Consider the following 17,313-nt stretch of genomic DNA (forward strand, 5'->3'; position numbering starts at 1 on the left):
GTCCGTACGGGGGAACAGGCTCACCCGGCCTGCCGATCCGCTCCCACCGGGCGCCGCGGCCACGGCCCGGCGCCCGCGTTCTTCGGTTCTTCCTCGCCGAGTCGCCACCTCGGCTTCTGACGGCCCACCGCACCGCGGCGTCCGCCTCGCGCGGAGGTCCCCCCACGAACGGTGAGCCGTCGCACCACCGGGCCCGCCGCAACGCCGGAGCCCGGTGGGCGCGGGCGTCCGAGCACGCCCGCTGTTCCACAACGGGAAAGTAAGGAAGCGGGAAATGACTCTTCAGGAGACCAGCGTGCTCGAGCCCACCCTTCGCGGGACCAAGACGTTGCCGGGCCTGCTCGCAGAGCGGGTCGCCGAGCACCCGGACGCGACCGCCGTCATCTACCGTGACGACAAGCTCACCTACCGGGAGCTGGCCGCCAGGAGCTCAGGACTGGCCGACTACCTCAGACACCTCGGCGTTTCGGCGGACGACTGCGTCGGTCTCTTCGTCGAGCCCTCGCTCGACCTGATGATCGGCGCCTGGGGCATCCTGTCCGCCGGCGGCGCCTACCTGCCGCTGTCCCCGGAGTACCCGGAGGACCGGCTGCGCTACATGATCGAGAACAGCCAGGCGAAGATCATCCTGGTTCAGCAGCGCCTGGTGTCCCGGCTGCGCGAGCTGGCCCCGAAGGACGTCAAGGTCATCACCCTGCGCGAGTCCGAGGCGTTCGTCGTCCCCGACGGGCTCCCGGCGGCCGAGGCGACGGGAGCCCGCCCGGACAGCCTGGCCTACGTCATCTACACCTCCGGCAGCACCGGCAAGCCCAAGGGCGTGATGATCGAGCACGACTCGATCGTCAGCCAGCTCGGCTGGCTCCGCGAGGCGCACGGCATCGACCGTTCCAAGGTCGTCCTGCAGAAGACCCCGATGAGCTTCGACGCCGCGCAGTGGGAGATCCTCTCCCCGGCCAACGGCACCACCGTCGTCATGGGTGCCCCCGGCGTCTACGCCGACCCCGAGGGTCTCATCGAGACCATCGTCAAGCACGGCGTGACCTCCCTCCAGTGCGTTCCGACGCTGCTCCAGGGCCTCATCGACACCGAGAAGTTCCCCACCTGCACCTCGCTGCAGCAGATCTTCAGCGGCGGCGAGGCCCTCTCCCGCATCCTGGCCACCCAGGCCACCCAGGAGATGCCGGGCCGCGCCCTGATCAACCTGTACGGCCCGACCGAGTGCACCATCAACTCGTCGTCGTACACCGTCGACCCGAGCGCCCTGGACGAGGGACCGCAGTCCATCTCCATCGGCAGCCCCGTCAACGGCACCGAGTACCACATCCTCGACAAGGACCTGGCGCCCATCGGCGTCGGCGAGATCGGCGAGCTGTACATATCCGGCGTCCAGCTGGCGCGCGGCTACCTGCACCGCCCCGACCTCACCGCCGAACGGTTCCTGGAGGTCGAGCTCACCGAGGGCGCCCCGCCCGTGCGCCTGTACAAGACGGGCGACCTGGGCCAGTGGAACCCGGACGGCACCGTGCAGTTCGCCGGCCGCGCCGACAACCAGGTCAAGCTGCGCGGCTACCGCGTCGAGCTGGACGAGATCTCCCTGGCGATCGAGAACCACGACTGGGTCCGCAACGCCGCCGTCATCGTCAAGAACGACGGTCGCACCGGCTTCCAGAACCTGATCGCCTGCGTCGAGCTGAGCGAGAAGGAAGCCGCCCTGATGGACCAGGGCAACCACGGCTCCCACCACGCCTCGAAGAAGAGCAAGCTCCAGGTCAAGGCCCAGCTGTCCAACCCGGGCCTGCGCGACGACTCGGAGCTGGCCGGACGCACCGCGTACGACCTGCCCGGCGCCCAGGCGACCCCGGAGCAGCGCGGCCGGGTGTTCGCCCGCAAGACGTACCGTTTCTTCGAGGGCGGTGCCGTCTCCGAGGCGTCCCTGCTGGAGCTGCTCGGTGCGAAGGTCGCCTCGGCCTACTCGCGCAAGGCCGCCGACCTGGCCCCCGCCGAACTGGGGCAGATCCTGCGCTGGTTCGGCCAGTACGTCAGCGAGGAGCGGCTGCTCCCCAAGTACGGCTACGCCTCCCCGGGCGCGCTGTACGCGACGCAGATGTACTTCGAGCTGGAGGGCGTCGCCGGGCTGAAGCCCGGTTACTACTACTACCAGCCGGTGCGTCACCAGCTGGTCCTCATCGGTGAGAAGACCCCGACCGGCCGGCCCACCGCCCACGTCCACTTCATGGGCAAGAAGGGCGGCATCGAGCCGGTCTACAAGAACAACATCCAGGAAGTCCTGGAGATCGAGACCGGGCACATCGTCGGCCTGTTCGAGCAGGTGCTGCCCGCGTACGGCCTCGACATCCGCGACCTGGGCTGGGAGCCCGCCGTCCGCGAGCACCTCGACGTGCCGGAGGAGGACTTCTACCTGGGCACCTTCGAGCTGGTCCCGCACACCGGGCAGCGCGAGGACCACGCCGAGGTCTACCTCCAGACGCACGGCGGCAAGGTCGCGGGCCTGCCCGCCGGCCAGTACCGCTACGCGGACGGCACGCTCACCCGCTTCTCCGACGACGTCGTCCTCAAGAAGCACGTCATCGCGATCAACCAGTCGGTCTACGAGGCCGCGAGCTTCGGCATCACGGTCGTCAGCCGGGCGCCCGAGGCGTGGATGCACTACGTCACCCTCGGCAAGAAGCTCCAGCACCTGATGATGAACGGGCTCGGCCTGGGCTTCATGTCCTCCGGGTACAGCTCCAAGACCGGCAACCCGCTGCCCGCGGCGCGCCGGATGGACACCGTACTGACGGAGCGCGGCGTGCCGAGCGGCCCGTCGTACTTCTTCGTCGGCGGTCGCGTCAGCGACGAGCAGCTCGGCCACGAGGGCATGCGCGAGGACACCGTCCACATGCGCGGCCCGGCGGAGATGATCCGTGACGACCTCGTCAGCTTCCTGCCGGACTACATGATCCCGAACCGGGTCGTGGTCTTCGACCGGCTGCCGCTCTCCGCCAACGGCAAGATCGACGGGAAGGCGCTGGCCGCCTCCGACCAGGTCAACGCCGAGCTCGTGGAGCGTCCCTTCGTCGCTCCGCGCACCGAGACCGAGAAGGAGATCGCGGACGTCTGGGCGAAGTCCCTGCGCCGCGAGAGCGTCTCGGTCCAGGACGACTTCTTCGAGTCGGGCGGCAACTCGCTGATCGCCGTCGGCCTGATCCGCGAACTCAACGCGCGGCTCGGCGTCTCCCTGCCGCTGCAGAGCGTCCTGGAGTCCCCGACGGTCGAGAAGCTCGCCCGGCGCCTGGAGCGCGAGGTCGCGCAGGAATCCTCCCGCCTGGTGCGGCTGCACCAGGAGGGCACGGGCCGGCCGGTGCTGTGCTGGCCGGGCCTGGGCGGCTACCCCATGAACCTGCGCACCCTGGCCGCCGAGATCGGCCTGGGCCGTTCGTTCTACGGCATCCAGGCGCACGGCATCAACGAGGGCGAGAGCCCCTACGCGAGCATCGGCGAGATGGCCGCGGCCGACATCGCGGCCATCAAGGAACTCCAACCGACCGGCCCCTACACCCTGTGGGGCTACTCCTTCGGAGCCCGGGTGGCCTTCGAGACCGCCTACCAGCTGGAGCAGGCGGGCGAGACGGTCGAGAACCTCTTCCTGATCGCCCCGGGATCGCCGGCGGTCCGCGCCGAGAACGGCGCCGTGTACGGCCGTGAGGCCTCCTACGCGAACAAGGCGTACACGACCATCCTGTTCTCCGTGTTCACCGGCAGCATCAGCGGCCCGGACCTGGAGAAGTGCCTGGAGGTCGGTAAGGACGAGCAGTCCTTCGCCGAGTTCATCGGCGAGCTCAAGGGCATCGACGTCGACCTCGCGAAGCGCATCATCGACGTCGTCGGCCAGACCTACGAGTTCGAGTACTCGTTCCACGAGCTGGCCGAGCGCACCCTCACCGCGCCGGTGACCATCTTCAAGGCCCGGGGTGACGACTACTCGTTCATCGAGAACAGCAGCGGGTACTCGGCCACGCCGCCGACGGTCATCGACCTCGACGCCGACCACTACAGCCTGTTGCGCACGCCCGACATCGGCGAGCTGGTGAAGCACATCCGATACCTGCTCGGAGAGTAGGAACGGGGCGGTGCGAAGGAGTGGCCGCCCCGCCGGATCCATCCGGCGGGGCGGCCGCTTTCGCCTTCCTGCGACCGCGCGGCGCGGACGGGCCGGCGGCCGGGTCAGGGGGAGCGGAGCCCGTCGACGGGATCCGCGAGGAGCGCCCCGTAGGCGTCGCCGACCGGATCGAAATCCAGCGCGACGTGCCCGGACAGGCTGTGCACGTCGCGCCAGATGCGTTGCAACGGATGCCCGGCGAGCTGCGTCGCGCTGCCGACGGCACGCTGCAACCGCTCGACGACGTCGACCAACTGCTCGACCGCGTAAGCGCAATCGGCCGGGGTGCGCGCCAGTTCAAGCTCCGTGGCCTGCGGGGCGTCCGCGACCCGGGCCGCCCGCGCCAGCAGCAACCCGGCCGCGTCGACGGCGATCACGGCCCGGGCGAGGGACAGGCACAGCCGGCGGTCGGCACCGTCCTCCCAGCCCCCCGTGTCCGCGGCGCGTAGGCGCAGGGCGGCCCGGGCCGCGCCGAGCGCGGGGGCGCCGAAGAGCAGCCCGCTCAGGAGCCGCAGCGGGGCCGTGTGGCAGCGGGCGTCGGAACCGACGCTGCGCCCCTCGATCATGTCCTGTCGGGGGAAGCCGCGGTGCCCGGGCACGAAAACGTTGTCGGCGAGCAGGGTGTCGCTGGCCGTCCCGCGCATCCCGAACGAGGACCAGGTGTCGGCCACCTGATAGTCCCGGCGCGGAATGGCGAATAACCACGGAACCTGGCCTCCACCGGCCTGCGGCAGCCGGGCGCACACCAGAGCCCACTCGGAGAATCCGACCGCGCTGGTGAAGTCCCACTCACCGGTCACCCGCCAGCCACCCTTGACCGCGGTCGCGCTGCCCCGCGGCATCAGAGCCCCCACCACCGGGGTGTCCGCGCCCGCGGCCCACAGCTCCTCCTGTCCCGCTTCGGGGAGGAAGGCGCCCATCCGACCGGCGCCCGCGATGACCGACGCGCACCAGGCGGTCGAGGTACACCCCTGGGACAGTACGTCGAGCGCGCCCAGCAGGCCGGCGGCTGAACCGGCGTCACCGCCCCAGCGGGTGGGGACCAACAGGCGAGCGAACCCGGCGTCGACGATGCCCTCGGTGACCGCGGGCGACAGTGCGCGCTCGGCATCGGCCCGGTCCGCGTACCGGACCGCCACGGAGGCCAACCGCTGAGCCCTCGTGTACAGGTCTGCGTCCGATGTCCGGCTCGGCATCAGTGCCACTTCCTTGTTCTCCGGGTGTCGCGCCAGGCATGTGGCATGGCGGCCAACCCTCCCCCCGCCGGATCCAGCGCCGTTGGAAGTCCGCTCGACACGGGCCCGGCCGACGCCCATATTGCCCATCGGGCCGGAACCCGCGGGGCCGGTACGGGCCCTTCCGGTGCCGCGGTGCCGATCGTGTCCGGTGCGACGCTCCGATGCCCTGACAGGGGGCCCGCCCGGATGCCACGATCGGCTCCGCGCGCGGGTACGGGGCCCGCCGACAGCAGGTGAGGACGCGTCATGAATCCGAACAGAGCCGTGCCGGGCCGGGTTCCACAGGGCAGTGCCCCCGAACGACCGGCCGGGGCGGGCGGGAGCGGTGAACGGGCCGCCGGGGTGTTGCTCGGGCTGTCGACGGTGCTCGTCGGCCTGATGGCAGGGCTGTTCTTCGCCTTCGACGTCTCGGTGATGCCGGGGCTGGCCCGGCTCGACGACGGCGCGTACGCCACCGCCATGAACGGCTTCAACGCGGCCATCGACGGCAACGGCCTCTTCGGGAGCGTCTTCGTCCTGGCCCTGCTCACCACCGCCGCCGCCGCGGTGGTTTCCCTCCGCGGCGGCCGGCGCGGCATCGCGCTCCTGGTGGGTGCCGCCGCCGTCGCCTACCTCGTCGTCCTCGTGCTCACCTTCGCGGTGAACATCCCGCTGAACGACCGGCTCGCGGACGCGGTCGGCGCGGCCGGGCCGGGCGGCCTCCCGGTCGTGGACGACTTCAAGGGGACGTGGGTGACCACGAACATCATCCGCACCCTGCTGTCCGCCCTCGCGCTCGTCGCCCTGGTCCGGGCCCTCCTCCTGCACGGCCGCGCCACGGCGCGCTGACCCGGACGGGACGGCCCCCGCACCGCGGGGGCCGTCCCCGGGTCAGGAACCGCCGTGGAGGACCAGCGCCCAGGCCAGCAGGCCGGTCGCGGCCGTGCACAGCAGGGTGCGCCACACGTTCGCGCGCACCCACGGGCCCTCGAAGGCCCGCCGGACGGCCGCCGGGTCGCCGAGCGCGTCGGCCGGACCGGCCTGCGCCAGGGCGTTGTTGAGCGGGATGTTCACCACGCCGGTCACCACCATCGCCAGCACGTAGCAGACGAACGCCCCGATCAGCGGGCCCAGCGCCGCCCGCCCGTCGGCCGGGACGTGCAGGCCCACGGCGAGCCCGGTGAACAGGAGCGCCCCGAGGTAGCCCAGCATGAACCAGCCGTTGAGGATCGCCACGTTGACGCGTTGCATCACCTCGACGACGGTCCGGTCCCCGGTGGCGCGCAGACCGGGCATCACGGCCACGGAGAACCCGTAGAAGAGGCCACTGACCAGACCCATGGTGATCGTCGCCGCGATCAGTGACGCGAACCGTGCCGTTTCCATGTCGAGCTCCCCCGTGCGTGGTCGAAATCCGGTCATCGTGCCTGCGGACGCGGCCGATCCTACGGGCGGAGATCCACGGCGTCCCGGCAAATCCGATGAGCGGATAGCACCCGGTTTCAACCGATGGACACCTTTCGGCGCGCACAGGAGCACGGGGTACCCTCCGCTTCCGCGGGCCCGCACGCCCGGCATCGACGCCTGGAGAGGAAGCAGACCGTGACCGAACCGAAGCACCGGCTGGACGCATTGCGGGCCGAGATCGAACGCCGCAACCCCGCCCAGCCCGAGTTCCACCAAGCCGTGCGCGAGGTCCTGGACACCCTCGCCCCGGTGTTCGCCGCACGCCCCGAGTACGCGGAGTCCGGGCTGGTGGAGCGGCTGGTCGAGCCCGAGCGACAGATCATCTTCCGGGTGCCGTGGACGGACGACCGCGGCCGGGTCCACGTCAACCGCGGCTACCGGGTGGAGTTCAACAGCGCGCTCGGCCCGTACAAGGGCGGTCTGCGCTTCCACCCGTCGGTGGACATCGGCGTGGTCAAGTTCCTGGGCTTCGAGCAGATCTTCAAGAACGCCCTGACCGGCCTGGGCATCGGCGGCGGCAAGGGCGGCAGCGACTTCGACCCGCACGGCAGGTCGGACGCGGAGGTCATGCGCTTCTGCCAGTCCTTCATGACCGAGCTGTACCGCCACATCGGCGAGCACACGGACGTCCCGGCCGGTGACATCGGCGTCGGCGGTCGCGAGATCGGCTACCTGTTCGGCCAGTACCGGCGGATCACCAACCGCTGGGAGGCCGGCGTCCTGACCGGCAAGGGCACCGGATGGGGCGGCTCCGAGATCCGTCCGCAGGCCACCGGATACGGCAGCGTCCTGTTCGCCGCCGAGATGCTCGCCGTCCGCGGCGAGTCCCTCGACGGTCTCACCGCCGTCGTCTCCGGCTCCGGCAACGTGGCCCTGTACACGATCGAGAAGCTCCAACAGCTCGGCGCCAACCCGCTGACCTGCTCCGACTCCCAGGGCTACGTCATCGACGACAAGGGCATCGACCTGGCGCTGCTGCGGCAGATCAAGGAGGTCGAGCGCGGGCGCGTCAGCGAGTACGCGCGGCGGCGCGGCTCTTCCGCCCGGTTCGTGCCCGGCGGCCGGGTCTGGGAGGTCCCGGCGGACGTGGCCTTCCCGTCGGCCACCCAGAACGAACTCGGCGCCGACGACGCCCGCGCGCTGATCGCCGCCGGCGTCAAGGCGGTCTCGGAGGGCGCCAACATGCCCACCACCCCCGAGGCCGTCCACCTGTTCCAGGCGGCCGGAGTCGCCTTCGGCCCCGGTAAGGCCGCCAACGCGGGCGGGGTCGCGGTCAGCGCCCTGGAGATGGCCCAGAACGCGGGCCGCACGGCGTGGAGCGCCGCCCGGGTCGAGGAGGAACTCGCGGACATCATGCGCGACATCCACGCGGTGGCCCACGAGACGGCCGAGCGGTACGGAGCGCCCGGCGACTACGTCACCGGCGCCAACATCGCCGGCTTCGAGCGCGTCGCCGACGCGATGCTCGCCCAGGGCGTGATCTGAGGCCGGAAGCCGGGGCACCCGGCCCGGGTACCGGGCCGGGGCCGTAGCCTGGTGTTCCACCACAGACAGGGAGCCATCCGTGCTGAGCGCGCTCGACGGGACGTACGGCGATCGCAAGGACGCGCTGAGCGTCGCCGGACGGACCGCCTCGTACGAGGAGTTGCTGGGCGCCGCGAGCGCCGTCGCCGCCGACGTGGTGGGCCGGGCGGCCTTCGCGGTGACGGCGACGCCCTCGCTGGAGACCGTCGCGGCGGCCGTCGGCGCCCTGCTGGCCGGGGTGCCGTTCGTACCGCTGCCGCCCGACGCGGGACCGGCCGAGCGCGAGCACATCCTGCGGGACTCCGGCGCCGTCGAACTCGACGTCGACTTCGCCCGCCGGGCTCCCGCCCGGTCCCTCCCGGCCGTGCCCACCGCCGACCCGGCGCTCATCCTGTACACCTCCGGCACCACCGGGCCGCCCAAGGGCGTCGTGCTGAGCGGCGCCGCGATCACCGCCGACCTGGACGCCCTCGCCGACGCGTGGCAGTGGAACGCCGAGGACACCCTCGTCCACGGGCTCCCGCTGTTCCACGTGCACGGCCTGGTCCTCGGCGTGCTCGGCGCGCTGCGCACCGGCAGCCGCCTCGTGCACACCGGCCGGCCGACCCCGCGGGCCTACGCGCAGGCGGGCGGCAGCCTCTGCTTCGGGGTCCCCACCGTCTGGTCCCGCATCGCCGCCGACCCGGAGGCCGCCGCGGCCCTGTCCGGGGCCCGGCTGCTCGTCTCCGGCAGTGCCGCCCTGCCCGCCCCGGTCTTCCGGGACCTGGAGCGCCTGACGGGGCACCGGCCGGTGGAGCGGTACGGGATGACGGAAACGCTGATCACCATCAGCGGCCGGGCGGGCGGCGAGGTCCGCCCGGGCACGGTCGGCACCCCGCTGCCCGGCATCCGGACCCGCATCGCGGCCGAACCCGGCGCGGAGATCGGCGAACTCCAGCTGACCGGGCCGACCTTGTTCTCCGGCTACCTGGGCCGCCCGGAGGCCACCGCCGCCGCGTACACCGATGACGGTTGGTTCCGTACGGGCGACATCGCCGCCGTCGACGAGACCGACGGCGTCCACCGGATCGTCGGCCGCGCCTCCATCGACATGATCAAATCCGGCGGGTACCGGATCGGCGCGGGCGAGATCGAGAACGCGCTGCTGGACCACCCCCGGGTGAGCGAGGCGGCCGTGGTGGGCGTTCCCGACGCCGATCTCGGGCAGCGGATCGTCGCCTTCGTCGTCGCCGAAGGGGTCACGGGCGGCGAACTGACCGACTTCGTCGCCGCGCACCTGTCGGTCCACAAACGACCGCGCGAAGTCCGGTTCATCGCAGCCGTACCGCGCAACGCCATGGGCAAACCGCAGAAGAAGCTCCTGCTGACGGACGACACCGGGGACCACGCATGACCATCGCCAAGACCACCAGGGACGTCCGCACCACCGGCAGTCCGTGGATCCGCCGCTTCCACACCGCGGTGCGACCGCAGGACGCGCCCGTCCTCGTCGTGCTCCCGCACGCGGGCGGCAACGCCTCCTTCTACTTCCCGATCTCCAGGGACCTGGCGCCGCACGCCGAGGTGCTCACCGTCCAGTACCCCGGCCGCCAGGACCGCTTCGGCGAGCCGAGCCCGGAGACGCTGACCGGCCTCGTCGACGAGGTCGAGCGGGCGCTGCGGCCCTGGCTCGGCAAGCCCCTGGTGCTCTTCGGACACAGCATGGGCGCCGTCGTCGCCTTCGAGCTGACCCGCCGCCTGGAGCGCGCGGGCACGGCCCCGCGCGGCCTGGTCCTCTCCGGCCGCAGCTCCCCGCTGCTGACCGAGGAGGGGACCACCCACATCGAGGGTGACGACGCGCTCATCGCCCGACTGGGCGAACTCTCGGGAACGGACCCGCAGTTGCTCGCCGATCCGGACTTCCGGCAGCTGATCCTGCCGTCGCTGCGCAGCGACTACAAGGCGATCGAGACGTACCGCTACGAGCCGGGGCCGCTCCTGAGCACTCCCGTCAGCGTGCTGTGCGGGCAGTCCGACCCGCGGGCGAGCCTGGCCGGGTCCATGGACTGGCGGCAGTTGACCGGCGGCGCCTTCACCTTCCGGTCGTTCCCCGGCGGGCACTTCTACCTGGCGGAGCAGCACGACGCCGTGGTCCGGGCGCTCACCGAGGACCTTGTCGCCTTCGCCGGGGCCTGACGGGCGGGGCCGCGACCGGTACCGGCCGCGCCGGCCGGAACCCGCCGGAGATCATCTAGGCAGGGCCGGGGGGCGTCGGTACGTTGCTCGCATGGACCAAACGGCTGGCGATCCCAGAACCGATCAACGCGCCCTCGTGGCGGCCTCCATCACGGTCGTGATGTGGGCCTCCGCGTTCGTCTCCATCCGCGCCGCGGCCGAGCACTTCGGGCCCGGGGCGCTCGCACTGGGGCGGCTGCTGACGGCCTCGGTCGCGCTGGGCGTCGTGCTCCTGGTCAAGCGGGTGCCGCTGCCACCGCGCCAGGCCTGGCCCGGGATCCTCGTCTCCGGGGTGCTGTGGTTCGGGCTGTACATGGTGACGCTGAACTGGGGCGAGCAGGAGGTCGACGCCGGGACGGCGGCGATGGTCGTCAACATCGGCCCGATCGTCATCGCGCTGCTCAGCGGCTGGCTGCTCAAGGAGGGTTTCCCGCCGATGCTGCTGGCGGGCATGGGCGTCTCCTTCGTCGGCGCGGCCGTCGTGGGCGTCTCCACCTCCAACGGCGGTTCCTCCTCGATCCTCGGCGTGCTGCTGTGCCTGGTGGCGGCCCTCGCCTACGGGGCCGGGGTCGTCTCGCAGAAGCCCGCGCTCCGGTACGCCACTCCGCTCCAGGTGACGACGTACGGCTGCTTCGTCGGGACGGCCTGCACCCTGCCGTTCGCCTGGCAACTGATCTCCCAGCTCCCCGAGGCCCCGCTCTCGGCCACCCTCAACATGGTCTACCTGGGCCTGTTCCCGACCGCCCTCGCCTTCACCACCTGGACGTACGCGCTCTCGCGCACCACCGCCGGGAAGATGGGCGCCACCACCTACGCGGTGCCCGCCGTGGTGGTCGTCATCGCGTGGTTCGCCCTGGACGAGGTCCCCGGTTGGCTGACCCTGCTCGGCGGGGCGATCTGCCTCGCCGGTGTCGCGGTCTCCCGCCGGCGACCCCGGCCCGCCCCCGCGGAGGCCACCGCGGGCAAGTGACCCGGACCGCCCCGGTGCGGCCGTCCGGTGCGACCGGTGCGTCCGCACCGGACGGAATCAGTCGCGGGCGGTGAGTTCGGCTGCCAGCCCGCCCAGCAGGACCCGGAGGCCGAACTCGAAGGTCTGCTCGGGCGCCGCGGCGTACTCGGTGGCCGCCCGGCCGTCGACGCGCGTGCGCAGCCGGGGGAACTGCCGGGCGACCTCGGTCGCCTTGGCGACGGTCTCCCGGATCAGCTCCTCGGGGTCGCCCCCGTCGCGTCCCAGCCGCCGGATCAGCGAGGCTTCCGCGGAGGTGCCGAGGACGCTGCCGAGCACGAACGTGAAGACGGTGCCCGCCGCCCGGTCCGCCTCGGGGCCGGTGAATCCGGCCGTTTCCCAGACCGCCAGGCTGAGGTCGTCGAACCGGGCCTTGCCGGGTCCGTGGAAGAGGTACGAGCCGAAGGCCGGTACCAGCCACGCGTGCCGGCTCAGCATCGCGTGCAGGCCCAGCGCCATCGAGGTGGCCGCGGCGTGCCAGCCGACCGCCTCCGGGTCCGGCAGTTCGATCTCGTGCCACACCTGGTCGCCGGCGAGCAGGACGAGGTTGTCCTTGTTCTTGACGTGCCAGTAGACGGCCGTGGCCGCGGTGCCCAGGCGCTTGCCCAGGCTGCGCATGTTCAGGCCGTCCAGTCCCTCCTCGTCGAGGAGCTCGATCGCGGTCCGGACGATGTGTTCCTGCGTGAGCGTGTCGCGTGCCATGGCGCTCACGATAGGCCGCGGGCCCCCACTTGCACAAAGTTCAGTCCCGCTCTTGCACTTAGTTCAAGTCTCGGCTTACAGTTCCCTTGAACTTAGTGAAAGTCGAACGCGGCGCCAACCGGCGCCGCATGAGGGGGACTCACCATGAACGCGCTCGTCGCCACGCTCCAGCTGCTCGTCGCCGCCGCCTTCCTGAGCATCCCGGTCGTCCGGGCCCGCTACGGGGCGACCGCCATGGGGGCCGCGGAGGCGGAGCTGCGCCGCCAGGGCGTGCGGCCGAGCGTCCTCACCGAGAACGGGATGCGCTTCGACGCCGGCGGTCACGAGACCTGGGCCCCCGTGTCGTTCGCCGCGATGATGGTGGCCGCGGCCGGCGCCAACCTCCTGGACGTCTCCTGGTCCCCGGTCCTGACCTACGTCCTCCAGTCGCTGATCCTGCTGGTCAACTGCGTGATCCTGTACAGCAACCTGACCGCGGTGCCCTCCGTGACGGCCGCCTTCGCCCGCAAGGGCGACGAGGAGCTGGCCCGCGTCGACGTCGCCGCCCTGCTCAAGGCCGCCGAGGACGGCTTCCCCGCATGGGTCTGGGTCCTGCAGAACGCCCGCCACGTGGTCGTGTTCGGCGCCTCGATCGCGGCGATCGTCATCACCGCCCTGGTCTGAGGCCCCCGGGGCCGGGCGCCCGCCCGACGCCCGCGCCGTGACCCACCCCCGCGCCGTGACCCGCCCCCTCCCCGGGGCGGGTCACAGGACGTAGGTGGCCTCGTTGCGCCCCAGCAGGTACCCCAGCTGCAACCGGTTGAGGGCGCCCATCTCCTGCTTGATGGCCGCGATGTGGGCCTGGAGGGAGCGCTCGCTGATCCCTATGCGGCGGGCGATGGCCTTGTCCGCGTAGCCCTCCACGAGCAGCCTGCTGATCGACTCCCGAATCGCCGGAACCACTTCGTCCGCGGCCTTCGCGGCGTGCAACGGCACGAAGGGAAAGGGCTTCGCCCGGTCCCAGGCCTTGTCGAACGTGTCGCGGAGAAATCGTACGATCGTCGGTTCGGTAATGGAGATCGCCGTGGTACGGTCCTCGTTCGCCGAAATGAAGGCGATGTCGTCGACAATGATCAACCGGTCGAAGAATTCCTCCAATGTGCGAACCTGCGCTCCGTATTCGGTAACCGCGCGGACATATTCCTTCGTCGCCTCGTCGAATCGCGTGGTGTGCTGATAGAGCGTTCGCATCGCGATCCCCGCCGAGATGTGCCGGCGCACGGATTCCAGCGCCTCCTTCAGCACCGCGCTCGGCCGTGCCCCGTCGGGCTGCGCGGTGAGGATGTCCCGCCGAACCGCGCCGAGGGCGTCGTTGATCGCGGTGGAGATGCTGCCCAGACCATGCAAGTAGCGGACCCCCGGCCCCACCACCACCTCGTCCGCGTGCGCCTCCACCGCCGGAGCGGCGGCCGGTCGCGCGGCCTGCTGGGCGGCTTCCTGGGCCAATAGCCCGAGGTGCGTTGCGAGTTCCCGCAAGAACGCCTGCGGTTCCCCCGCCGCCGCCGCACACAGCGCTTCAGGTGCACCGCTCTGTGCGGTTTCGACGTATTTGACTACGTCCACGTGCCACCCCTGTCTGTCCGGTATGCAGCTGTCTGTAGCGGTCTGGACCCCGTGGGTTCCCGCAATGCGTAAACCGGAGCCATCGTAGGTCTACCTCGTCGTGACCCGGCAGGGGAGATTTGGTCTCACCGCAGGAACGAACACGCAGAAGGCGCCCGGCGATCACCACCGCCGGAAACCGCCTCGGTTTGGCGTTCCTGGAATGGCCGAAGGCGAAACGACTTGAGGGGACTGGGCAAAATGGGGAAGAACCACATGGTGACTCGTCGGACCGGCCGCGTTTCGGGAATCCGCGGTCGCGTCGGACTCGCCGCCGCGGGCATCGCCCTCGGAGTCGGCACGGTCGTCACCGGGATCGCCCAGGGCGCCCTCACCACCGACTCCGGCAGCCACCTGCGCCTCGGCGACGTCGGCTGGAACAACACGAACCCGCACGTGGTCGCCGGTGACGTCGGCTGGAACAACCCGCAGCCCACCGGAACCACCCCGACGCCGGCCACCACGACCCCGACTCCCGGCCCCACCAACGACGTTGGCTGGAACTGACCGTCCGCCGTCGCCCCGTCCTGCACTGCGTCACCTCCCGCCACTGACCGACCGGCAAGAGAATGGCTGATCCTCGTGGTTGCCCCCTCCCCCTGGTTCCTGACCCCCGAGACCACCGCCGCCGCCGACGAGGCCACGGCCGCCACCCGCGTCTACTGCTTCCCGCACGCCGGCGGCAACCCCCGGACCTTCCTCGACTGGCAGGCCGACCTCGGAGACGACGCGCGGATCCTCGCCGTCTGCCCGCCCGGCCGGGGCCACCGCTTCCGCGAACCCGCCCTCACCTCCGTCGCCGCCCTCGCCGACGGAGCCGCCGCCGCCATCGCCCTCGCGTCCGCCACCGCCGACCGGCCCTTCCTGCTCTTCGGCCACAGTTTCGGCGCGGCGCTCGCCTTCGAGGTCGCCCGCCGGCTGGACGGCGTGCGCGGCCTCGCCGGCCTCGTCGTCTCCGGATGCAGCGCCCCCTCCCTGCTGCCGACCCGCCGCGTGGTGGAAACCGCCCGACTGGAAGGCCGGGCCTTCACCGAGGCCGTCGGCTTCTTCGGCGGGCTGCCCCCCGAGGTCGTCGAGGACGAGGCCGTCCAGGAACTGCTCCTCCCGCACCTGAAGGCCGACTTCCGGCTCGTCGCCGGCTACCACTACCGGCCCGCCGCCCCGCTGGACGTTCCGGTCACCCTGCTCAACGGAACCGACGACCCGCACGTGGACGCGGCGGCGCTGGACGCCTGGGCCCGCGAATGCGCCACGCCGCCGGAGCGGCACTGGGCCGACGGCGGCCACTTCTACTTCGAGGGCCGGCCGGACGCCGTCACCCGCGTGCTGCGCCCGCTGGCCCGCGCGGCGGCCTCGGCCGCGACACCTGTCGGGGATGAGTACGTTGAGCTGATCTGACCGGCCGACGCACCCCAACAGCCCACCAGCGAGGACCCCATGAACCACTCAGCCTCCTTCGACGTGCCCCTTTCCGCACCGGCGGTCGCCGCCCGGCTGCGGCGCGCCATCGCCTTCCGGGACCTGCACGAGGGCCCGCACCCCTTCGTCGTCCCCAACCCCTGGGACGCGGGATCCGCCCGCATCCTGGCCTCCTTCGGCTTCGCCGCCCTCGCCACCACCGGAGCCGGCCTCGCCCACAGCCTCGGCCGCCCCGACGGGGCGAACCGCGTCGACCGCGCCGAACTCCTCGCCAACGCCGCCGCGATCATCGAGGCCACCGACCTGCCCGTCACCGCCGACCTGGAGAGCGGCTTCGGCGAACGCCCCGAGGACGTCGCCGAGACCATCCGCCTCGCCGCCGCCGCGGGCCTCGTCGGCGGCTCCGTCGAGGACTCCACCGGCCGCGACGAGGACCCCGTACGCCCCCTGGACGAGGCCGTCGAACGCGTCGCCGCGGCCGTGGAGGCGGCGAAGGAACTCGACTTCCCCTTCACCGTCACCGCCCGCGCCGAGAACTTCTTCCAGGGCCGCCCCGACCTCGACGACACCATCCGCCGGCTGCGCGTCTACGAGGCCGCCGGCGCCGACGTCCTCTACGCCCCGGCCCTGCCCGACGCGGACGCCATCCGCGCCGTGTGCTCGGCCGTCGACCGGCCCGTCAACGTCCTGATGGGCGGCGCCCTGCCGCTGTCCGTCGCCGACCTCGGAGCCCTCGGCGTACGCCGCGTCAGCACCGGCTCCGCACTGTCGCGCGCCGCCCTCGGCGCCCTCACCCGGGCCGCCCGCGAGATCGTCGAGCTCGGCACGTTCGGCTTCGGCGCGCAAGCCCTTCCGTACGCCGAGGCCAACGAACTCCTGGCCGACCCCGCCCCGTCCGCCGACCGAGAGAGCGAACCGGCACCGTGAGCCTTCCACGCCCGTCAACCGCCGCCACCGAAGCGCCGCCCACGGCCCCGACCGCCGGCGGTCCCGCCGTCCACCTGTCCGCGCCCCGCTACGTCCTCGGTGAACGCCACGACGACCACACCACCATCGAGGGGCTCGCCGAGCGCGCCCGCCGGTTCGGCATGCCGCCCCGCGCCGACCTGTGGGGCTGGGGGAGCGTCCACCGCACCGCCAAATCCCTGGAGACCCTGGCCGCGGAAACCGTCCGGGCCACCCTCGACGCGGCCGAGGCCGCCCCGTCGGACGTCGACTGCCTCATCCTGTGCTCCACCCGATTCCCCGGCGGCCCCCGCACCCACGGCACGTTCGTGGAGAACGTGCTGGCCGCCACCGGTCTCGGCGCCGCCGCCTTCATCGGCCTCACCCTCGGCCGTTGCGCCAACCTCCTGGCCGGCATCCGCACCGCCCAGGCGTACGTCGCCGCGGGCATGTACCGCCGGGTCGTCGTCGTCACCGCCGACCGGGTCACCGACGAATCCGTCCGCATGGACAACTTCGCCCTGTTCAGCGACGGCGCCGCCTCCTGTCTCGTCGGCGCCGACCCGATCGGCCCGGACGCCTACGAGATCGTCGCCGGGGCCGCGGCCCAGGACCCGGCCGGCCTCGACTGGTCCAACGAGATCAGCTCCGACCTCGCCCGCGAGGTCAACGACCGGATCCTCGAAGACGCCGGAATGAAGATCGGCGACATCCACGGGGTCCTGCACCCCAACCTCTACAAGCCGCTCGTCGTCCTCAAGGAACGCCAGGCCGGCTTCGGCCGCGAACAGCTCTTCCTCGACAACATCCCGCGCGTGGGCCACTGCTTCGCCGCCGACCCGCTGATCAACCTCGTCGACCGCGCCGCGGCCGGCGCCCTCAAGCCCCACGGGCACTACCTGCTGGCGTCGAGCGTCCCCGGCGTGCGCATCGGCGTCCTGCTGCGCCGGCTCCCGGCCGGCCACACCGCTCCCGCCGACGGCCCCGACACCACCACCGCCCGACGGGAGGGCCGCTGA

Annotated in this window: 15 protein-coding genes; 11 read left to right on the plus strand and 4 right to left on the minus strand. The window is 72.0% G+C overall.

Annotation, left to right across the window (positions count from 1 at the left end; translation table 11 throughout):
- Positions 1-274 precede the first annotated feature (274 nt).
- On the plus strand, positions 275-4,120 hold the full coding sequence (locus ACZ58N_RS35200; protein WP_471168548.1) for an amino acid adenylation domain-containing protein: 3,846 nt from the start codon (positions 275-277) through the stop codon (positions 4,118-4,120).
- 104 nt (positions 4,121-4,224) lie between these two features.
- On the opposite strand, the gene ACZ58N_RS35205 is transcribed toward ACZ58N_RS35200, so the two are convergent.
- Positions 4,225-5,355 carry an acyl-CoA dehydrogenase family protein gene (locus ACZ58N_RS35205; RefSeq protein ID WP_471168550.1) on the minus strand — a complete coding sequence of 377 codons (1,131 nt, stop codon included), beginning with the start codon at positions 5,353-5,355 and terminating at the stop codon, positions 4,225-4,227.
- A 288-nt stretch (positions 5,356-5,643) separates the two neighbouring features.
- Between ACZ58N_RS35205 and ACZ58N_RS35210 the strand changes: the two genes are divergently transcribed.
- Positions 5,644-6,225, plus strand: a complete 582-nt coding sequence (locus ACZ58N_RS35210) for an anthrone oxygenase family protein (RefSeq protein ID WP_471168553.1) — start codon at positions 5,644-5,646, stop codon at positions 6,223-6,225.
- A gap of 42 nt (positions 6,226-6,267) precedes the next feature.
- Here the strand turns inward: ACZ58N_RS35210 and ACZ58N_RS35215 are convergent, their stop codons facing one another.
- Positions 6,268-6,762: an anthrone oxygenase family protein gene (locus ACZ58N_RS35215; protein WP_471168556.1), complete on the minus strand. Its 495-nt coding sequence runs from the start codon at positions 6,760-6,762 to the stop codon at positions 6,268-6,270.
- 216 nt (positions 6,763-6,978) lie between these two features.
- Here ACZ58N_RS35215 and gdhA point away from each other — a divergent pair, with 216 nt between their 5' ends.
- From gdhA to ACZ58N_RS35235, 4 genes are all read left to right on the plus strand, one after another.
- Entirely contained in the window at positions 6,979-8,328 is a 1,350-nt protein-coding gene (gdhA, locus tag ACZ58N_RS35220; protein WP_471168559.1) for an NADP-specific glutamate dehydrogenase, read from the plus strand.
- A 79-nt stretch (positions 8,329-8,407) separates the two neighbouring features.
- The gene (locus ACZ58N_RS35225) at positions 8,408-9,760 is read left to right on the plus strand and encodes an AMP-binding protein (protein WP_471168561.1); all 1,353 of its coding nucleotides are present in this window, start codon (positions 8,408-8,410) and stop codon (positions 9,758-9,760) included.
- Positions 9,757-10,542, plus strand: coding sequence for a thioesterase II family protein (locus ACZ58N_RS35230; protein ID WP_471168564.1), 786 nt, complete (start codon positions 9,757-9,759; stop codon positions 10,540-10,542). Before ACZ58N_RS35225 ends, ACZ58N_RS35230 begins: the two co-directional genes overlap by 4 nt.
- Positions 10,543-10,633: 91 nt before the next feature.
- Positions 10,634-11,551: a DMT family transporter gene (locus ACZ58N_RS35235; RefSeq protein WP_471168567.1), complete on the plus strand. Its 918-nt coding sequence runs from the start codon at positions 10,634-10,636 to the stop codon at positions 11,549-11,551.
- Positions 11,552-11,608: 57 nt separating this feature from the next.
- Here the strand turns inward: ACZ58N_RS35235 and ACZ58N_RS35240 are convergent, their stop codons facing one another.
- Positions 11,609-12,289, minus strand: coding sequence for a TetR/AcrR family transcriptional regulator C-terminal domain-containing protein (locus ACZ58N_RS35240; protein WP_471168569.1), 681 nt, complete (start codon positions 12,287-12,289; stop codon positions 11,609-11,611).
- A gap of 144 nt (positions 12,290-12,433) precedes the next feature.
- Between ACZ58N_RS35240 and ACZ58N_RS35245 the strand changes: the two genes are divergently transcribed.
- Positions 12,434-12,952: a hypothetical protein gene (locus ACZ58N_RS35245; protein ID WP_389708354.1), complete on the plus strand. Its 519-nt coding sequence runs from the start codon at positions 12,434-12,436 to the stop codon at positions 12,950-12,952.
- Between the two features lie 81 nt (positions 12,953-13,033).
- Here the strand turns inward: ACZ58N_RS35245 and ACZ58N_RS35250 are convergent, their stop codons facing one another.
- On the minus strand, positions 13,034-13,891 hold the full coding sequence (locus tag ACZ58N_RS35250; RefSeq protein WP_389708356.1) for a LuxR C-terminal-related transcriptional regulator: 858 nt from the start codon (positions 13,889-13,891) through the stop codon (positions 13,034-13,036).
- Positions 13,892-14,146: 255 nt separating this feature from the next.
- On the opposite strand from ACZ58N_RS35250, the gene ACZ58N_RS35255 reads away from it, so the two are divergent.
- The 4 genes from ACZ58N_RS35255 (at position 14,147) to ACZ58N_RS35270 (ending at position 17,313) form a co-directional block, all read left to right on the plus strand.
- On the plus strand, positions 14,147-14,437 hold the full coding sequence (locus ACZ58N_RS35255) for a hypothetical protein (RefSeq protein WP_471168572.1): 291 nt from the start codon (positions 14,147-14,149) through the stop codon (positions 14,435-14,437).
- A gap of 75 nt (positions 14,438-14,512) precedes the next feature.
- Positions 14,513-15,328: a thioesterase II family protein gene (locus tag ACZ58N_RS35260; protein WP_471168575.1), complete on the plus strand. Its 816-nt coding sequence runs from the start codon at positions 14,513-14,515 to the stop codon at positions 15,326-15,328.
- Positions 15,329-15,367: 39 nt separating this feature from the next.
- The gene (locus ACZ58N_RS35265; RefSeq protein ID WP_471168578.1) at positions 15,368-16,276 is read left to right on the plus strand and encodes an isocitrate lyase/PEP mutase family protein; all 909 of its coding nucleotides are present in this window, start codon (positions 15,368-15,370) and stop codon (positions 16,274-16,276) included.
- Positions 16,273-17,313 (plus strand): beta-ketoacyl-[acyl-carrier-protein] synthase family protein, encoded by a 1,041-nt coding sequence (locus tag ACZ58N_RS35270; RefSeq protein ID WP_471168582.1) that lies wholly within the window; start codon positions 16,273-16,275, stop codon positions 17,311-17,313. Before ACZ58N_RS35265 ends, ACZ58N_RS35270 begins: the two co-directional genes overlap by 4 nt.

Source organism: Streptomyces sp. NPDC040432, assembly GCF_055595445.1.

Excerpts from the sequence above, each read along its gene's own strand:
- ACZ58N_RS35255 (WP_471168572.1), top strand. The coding sequence starts at position 14,147 with ATGGTGACTCGTCGGACCGGCCGCGTTTCGGGAATCCGCGGTCGCGTC.
- ACZ58N_RS35200 (WP_471168548.1), top strand. The coding sequence starts at position 275 with ATGACTCTTCAGGAGACCAGCGTGCTCGAGCCCACCCTTCGCGGGACC.
- ACZ58N_RS35215 (WP_471168556.1), bottom strand. The coding sequence starts at position 6,762 with ATGGAAACGGCACGGTTCGCGTCACTGATCGCGGCGACGATCACCATG.
- ACZ58N_RS35235 (WP_471168567.1), top strand. The coding sequence starts at position 10,634 with ATGGACCAAACGGCTGGCGATCCCAGAACCGATCAACGCGCCCTCGTG.
- ACZ58N_RS35230 (WP_471168564.1), top strand. The coding sequence starts at position 9,757 with ATGACCATCGCCAAGACCACCAGGGACGTCCGCACCACCGGCAGTCCG.
- ACZ58N_RS35205 (WP_471168550.1), bottom strand. The coding sequence starts at position 5,355 with ATGCCGAGCCGGACATCGGACGCAGACCTGTACACGAGGGCTCAGCGG.
- ACZ58N_RS35240 (WP_471168569.1), bottom strand. The coding sequence starts at position 12,289 with ATGGCACGCGACACGCTCACGCAGGAACACATCGTCCGGACCGCGATC.
- ACZ58N_RS35265 (WP_471168578.1), top strand. The coding sequence starts at position 15,368 with ATGAACCACTCAGCCTCCTTCGACGTGCCCCTTTCCGCACCGGCGGTC.
- ACZ58N_RS35245 (WP_389708354.1), top strand. The coding sequence starts at position 12,434 with ATGAACGCGCTCGTCGCCACGCTCCAGCTGCTCGTCGCCGCCGCCTTC.
- ACZ58N_RS35210 (WP_471168553.1), top strand. The coding sequence starts at position 5,644 with ATGAATCCGAACAGAGCCGTGCCGGGCCGGGTTCCACAGGGCAGTGCC.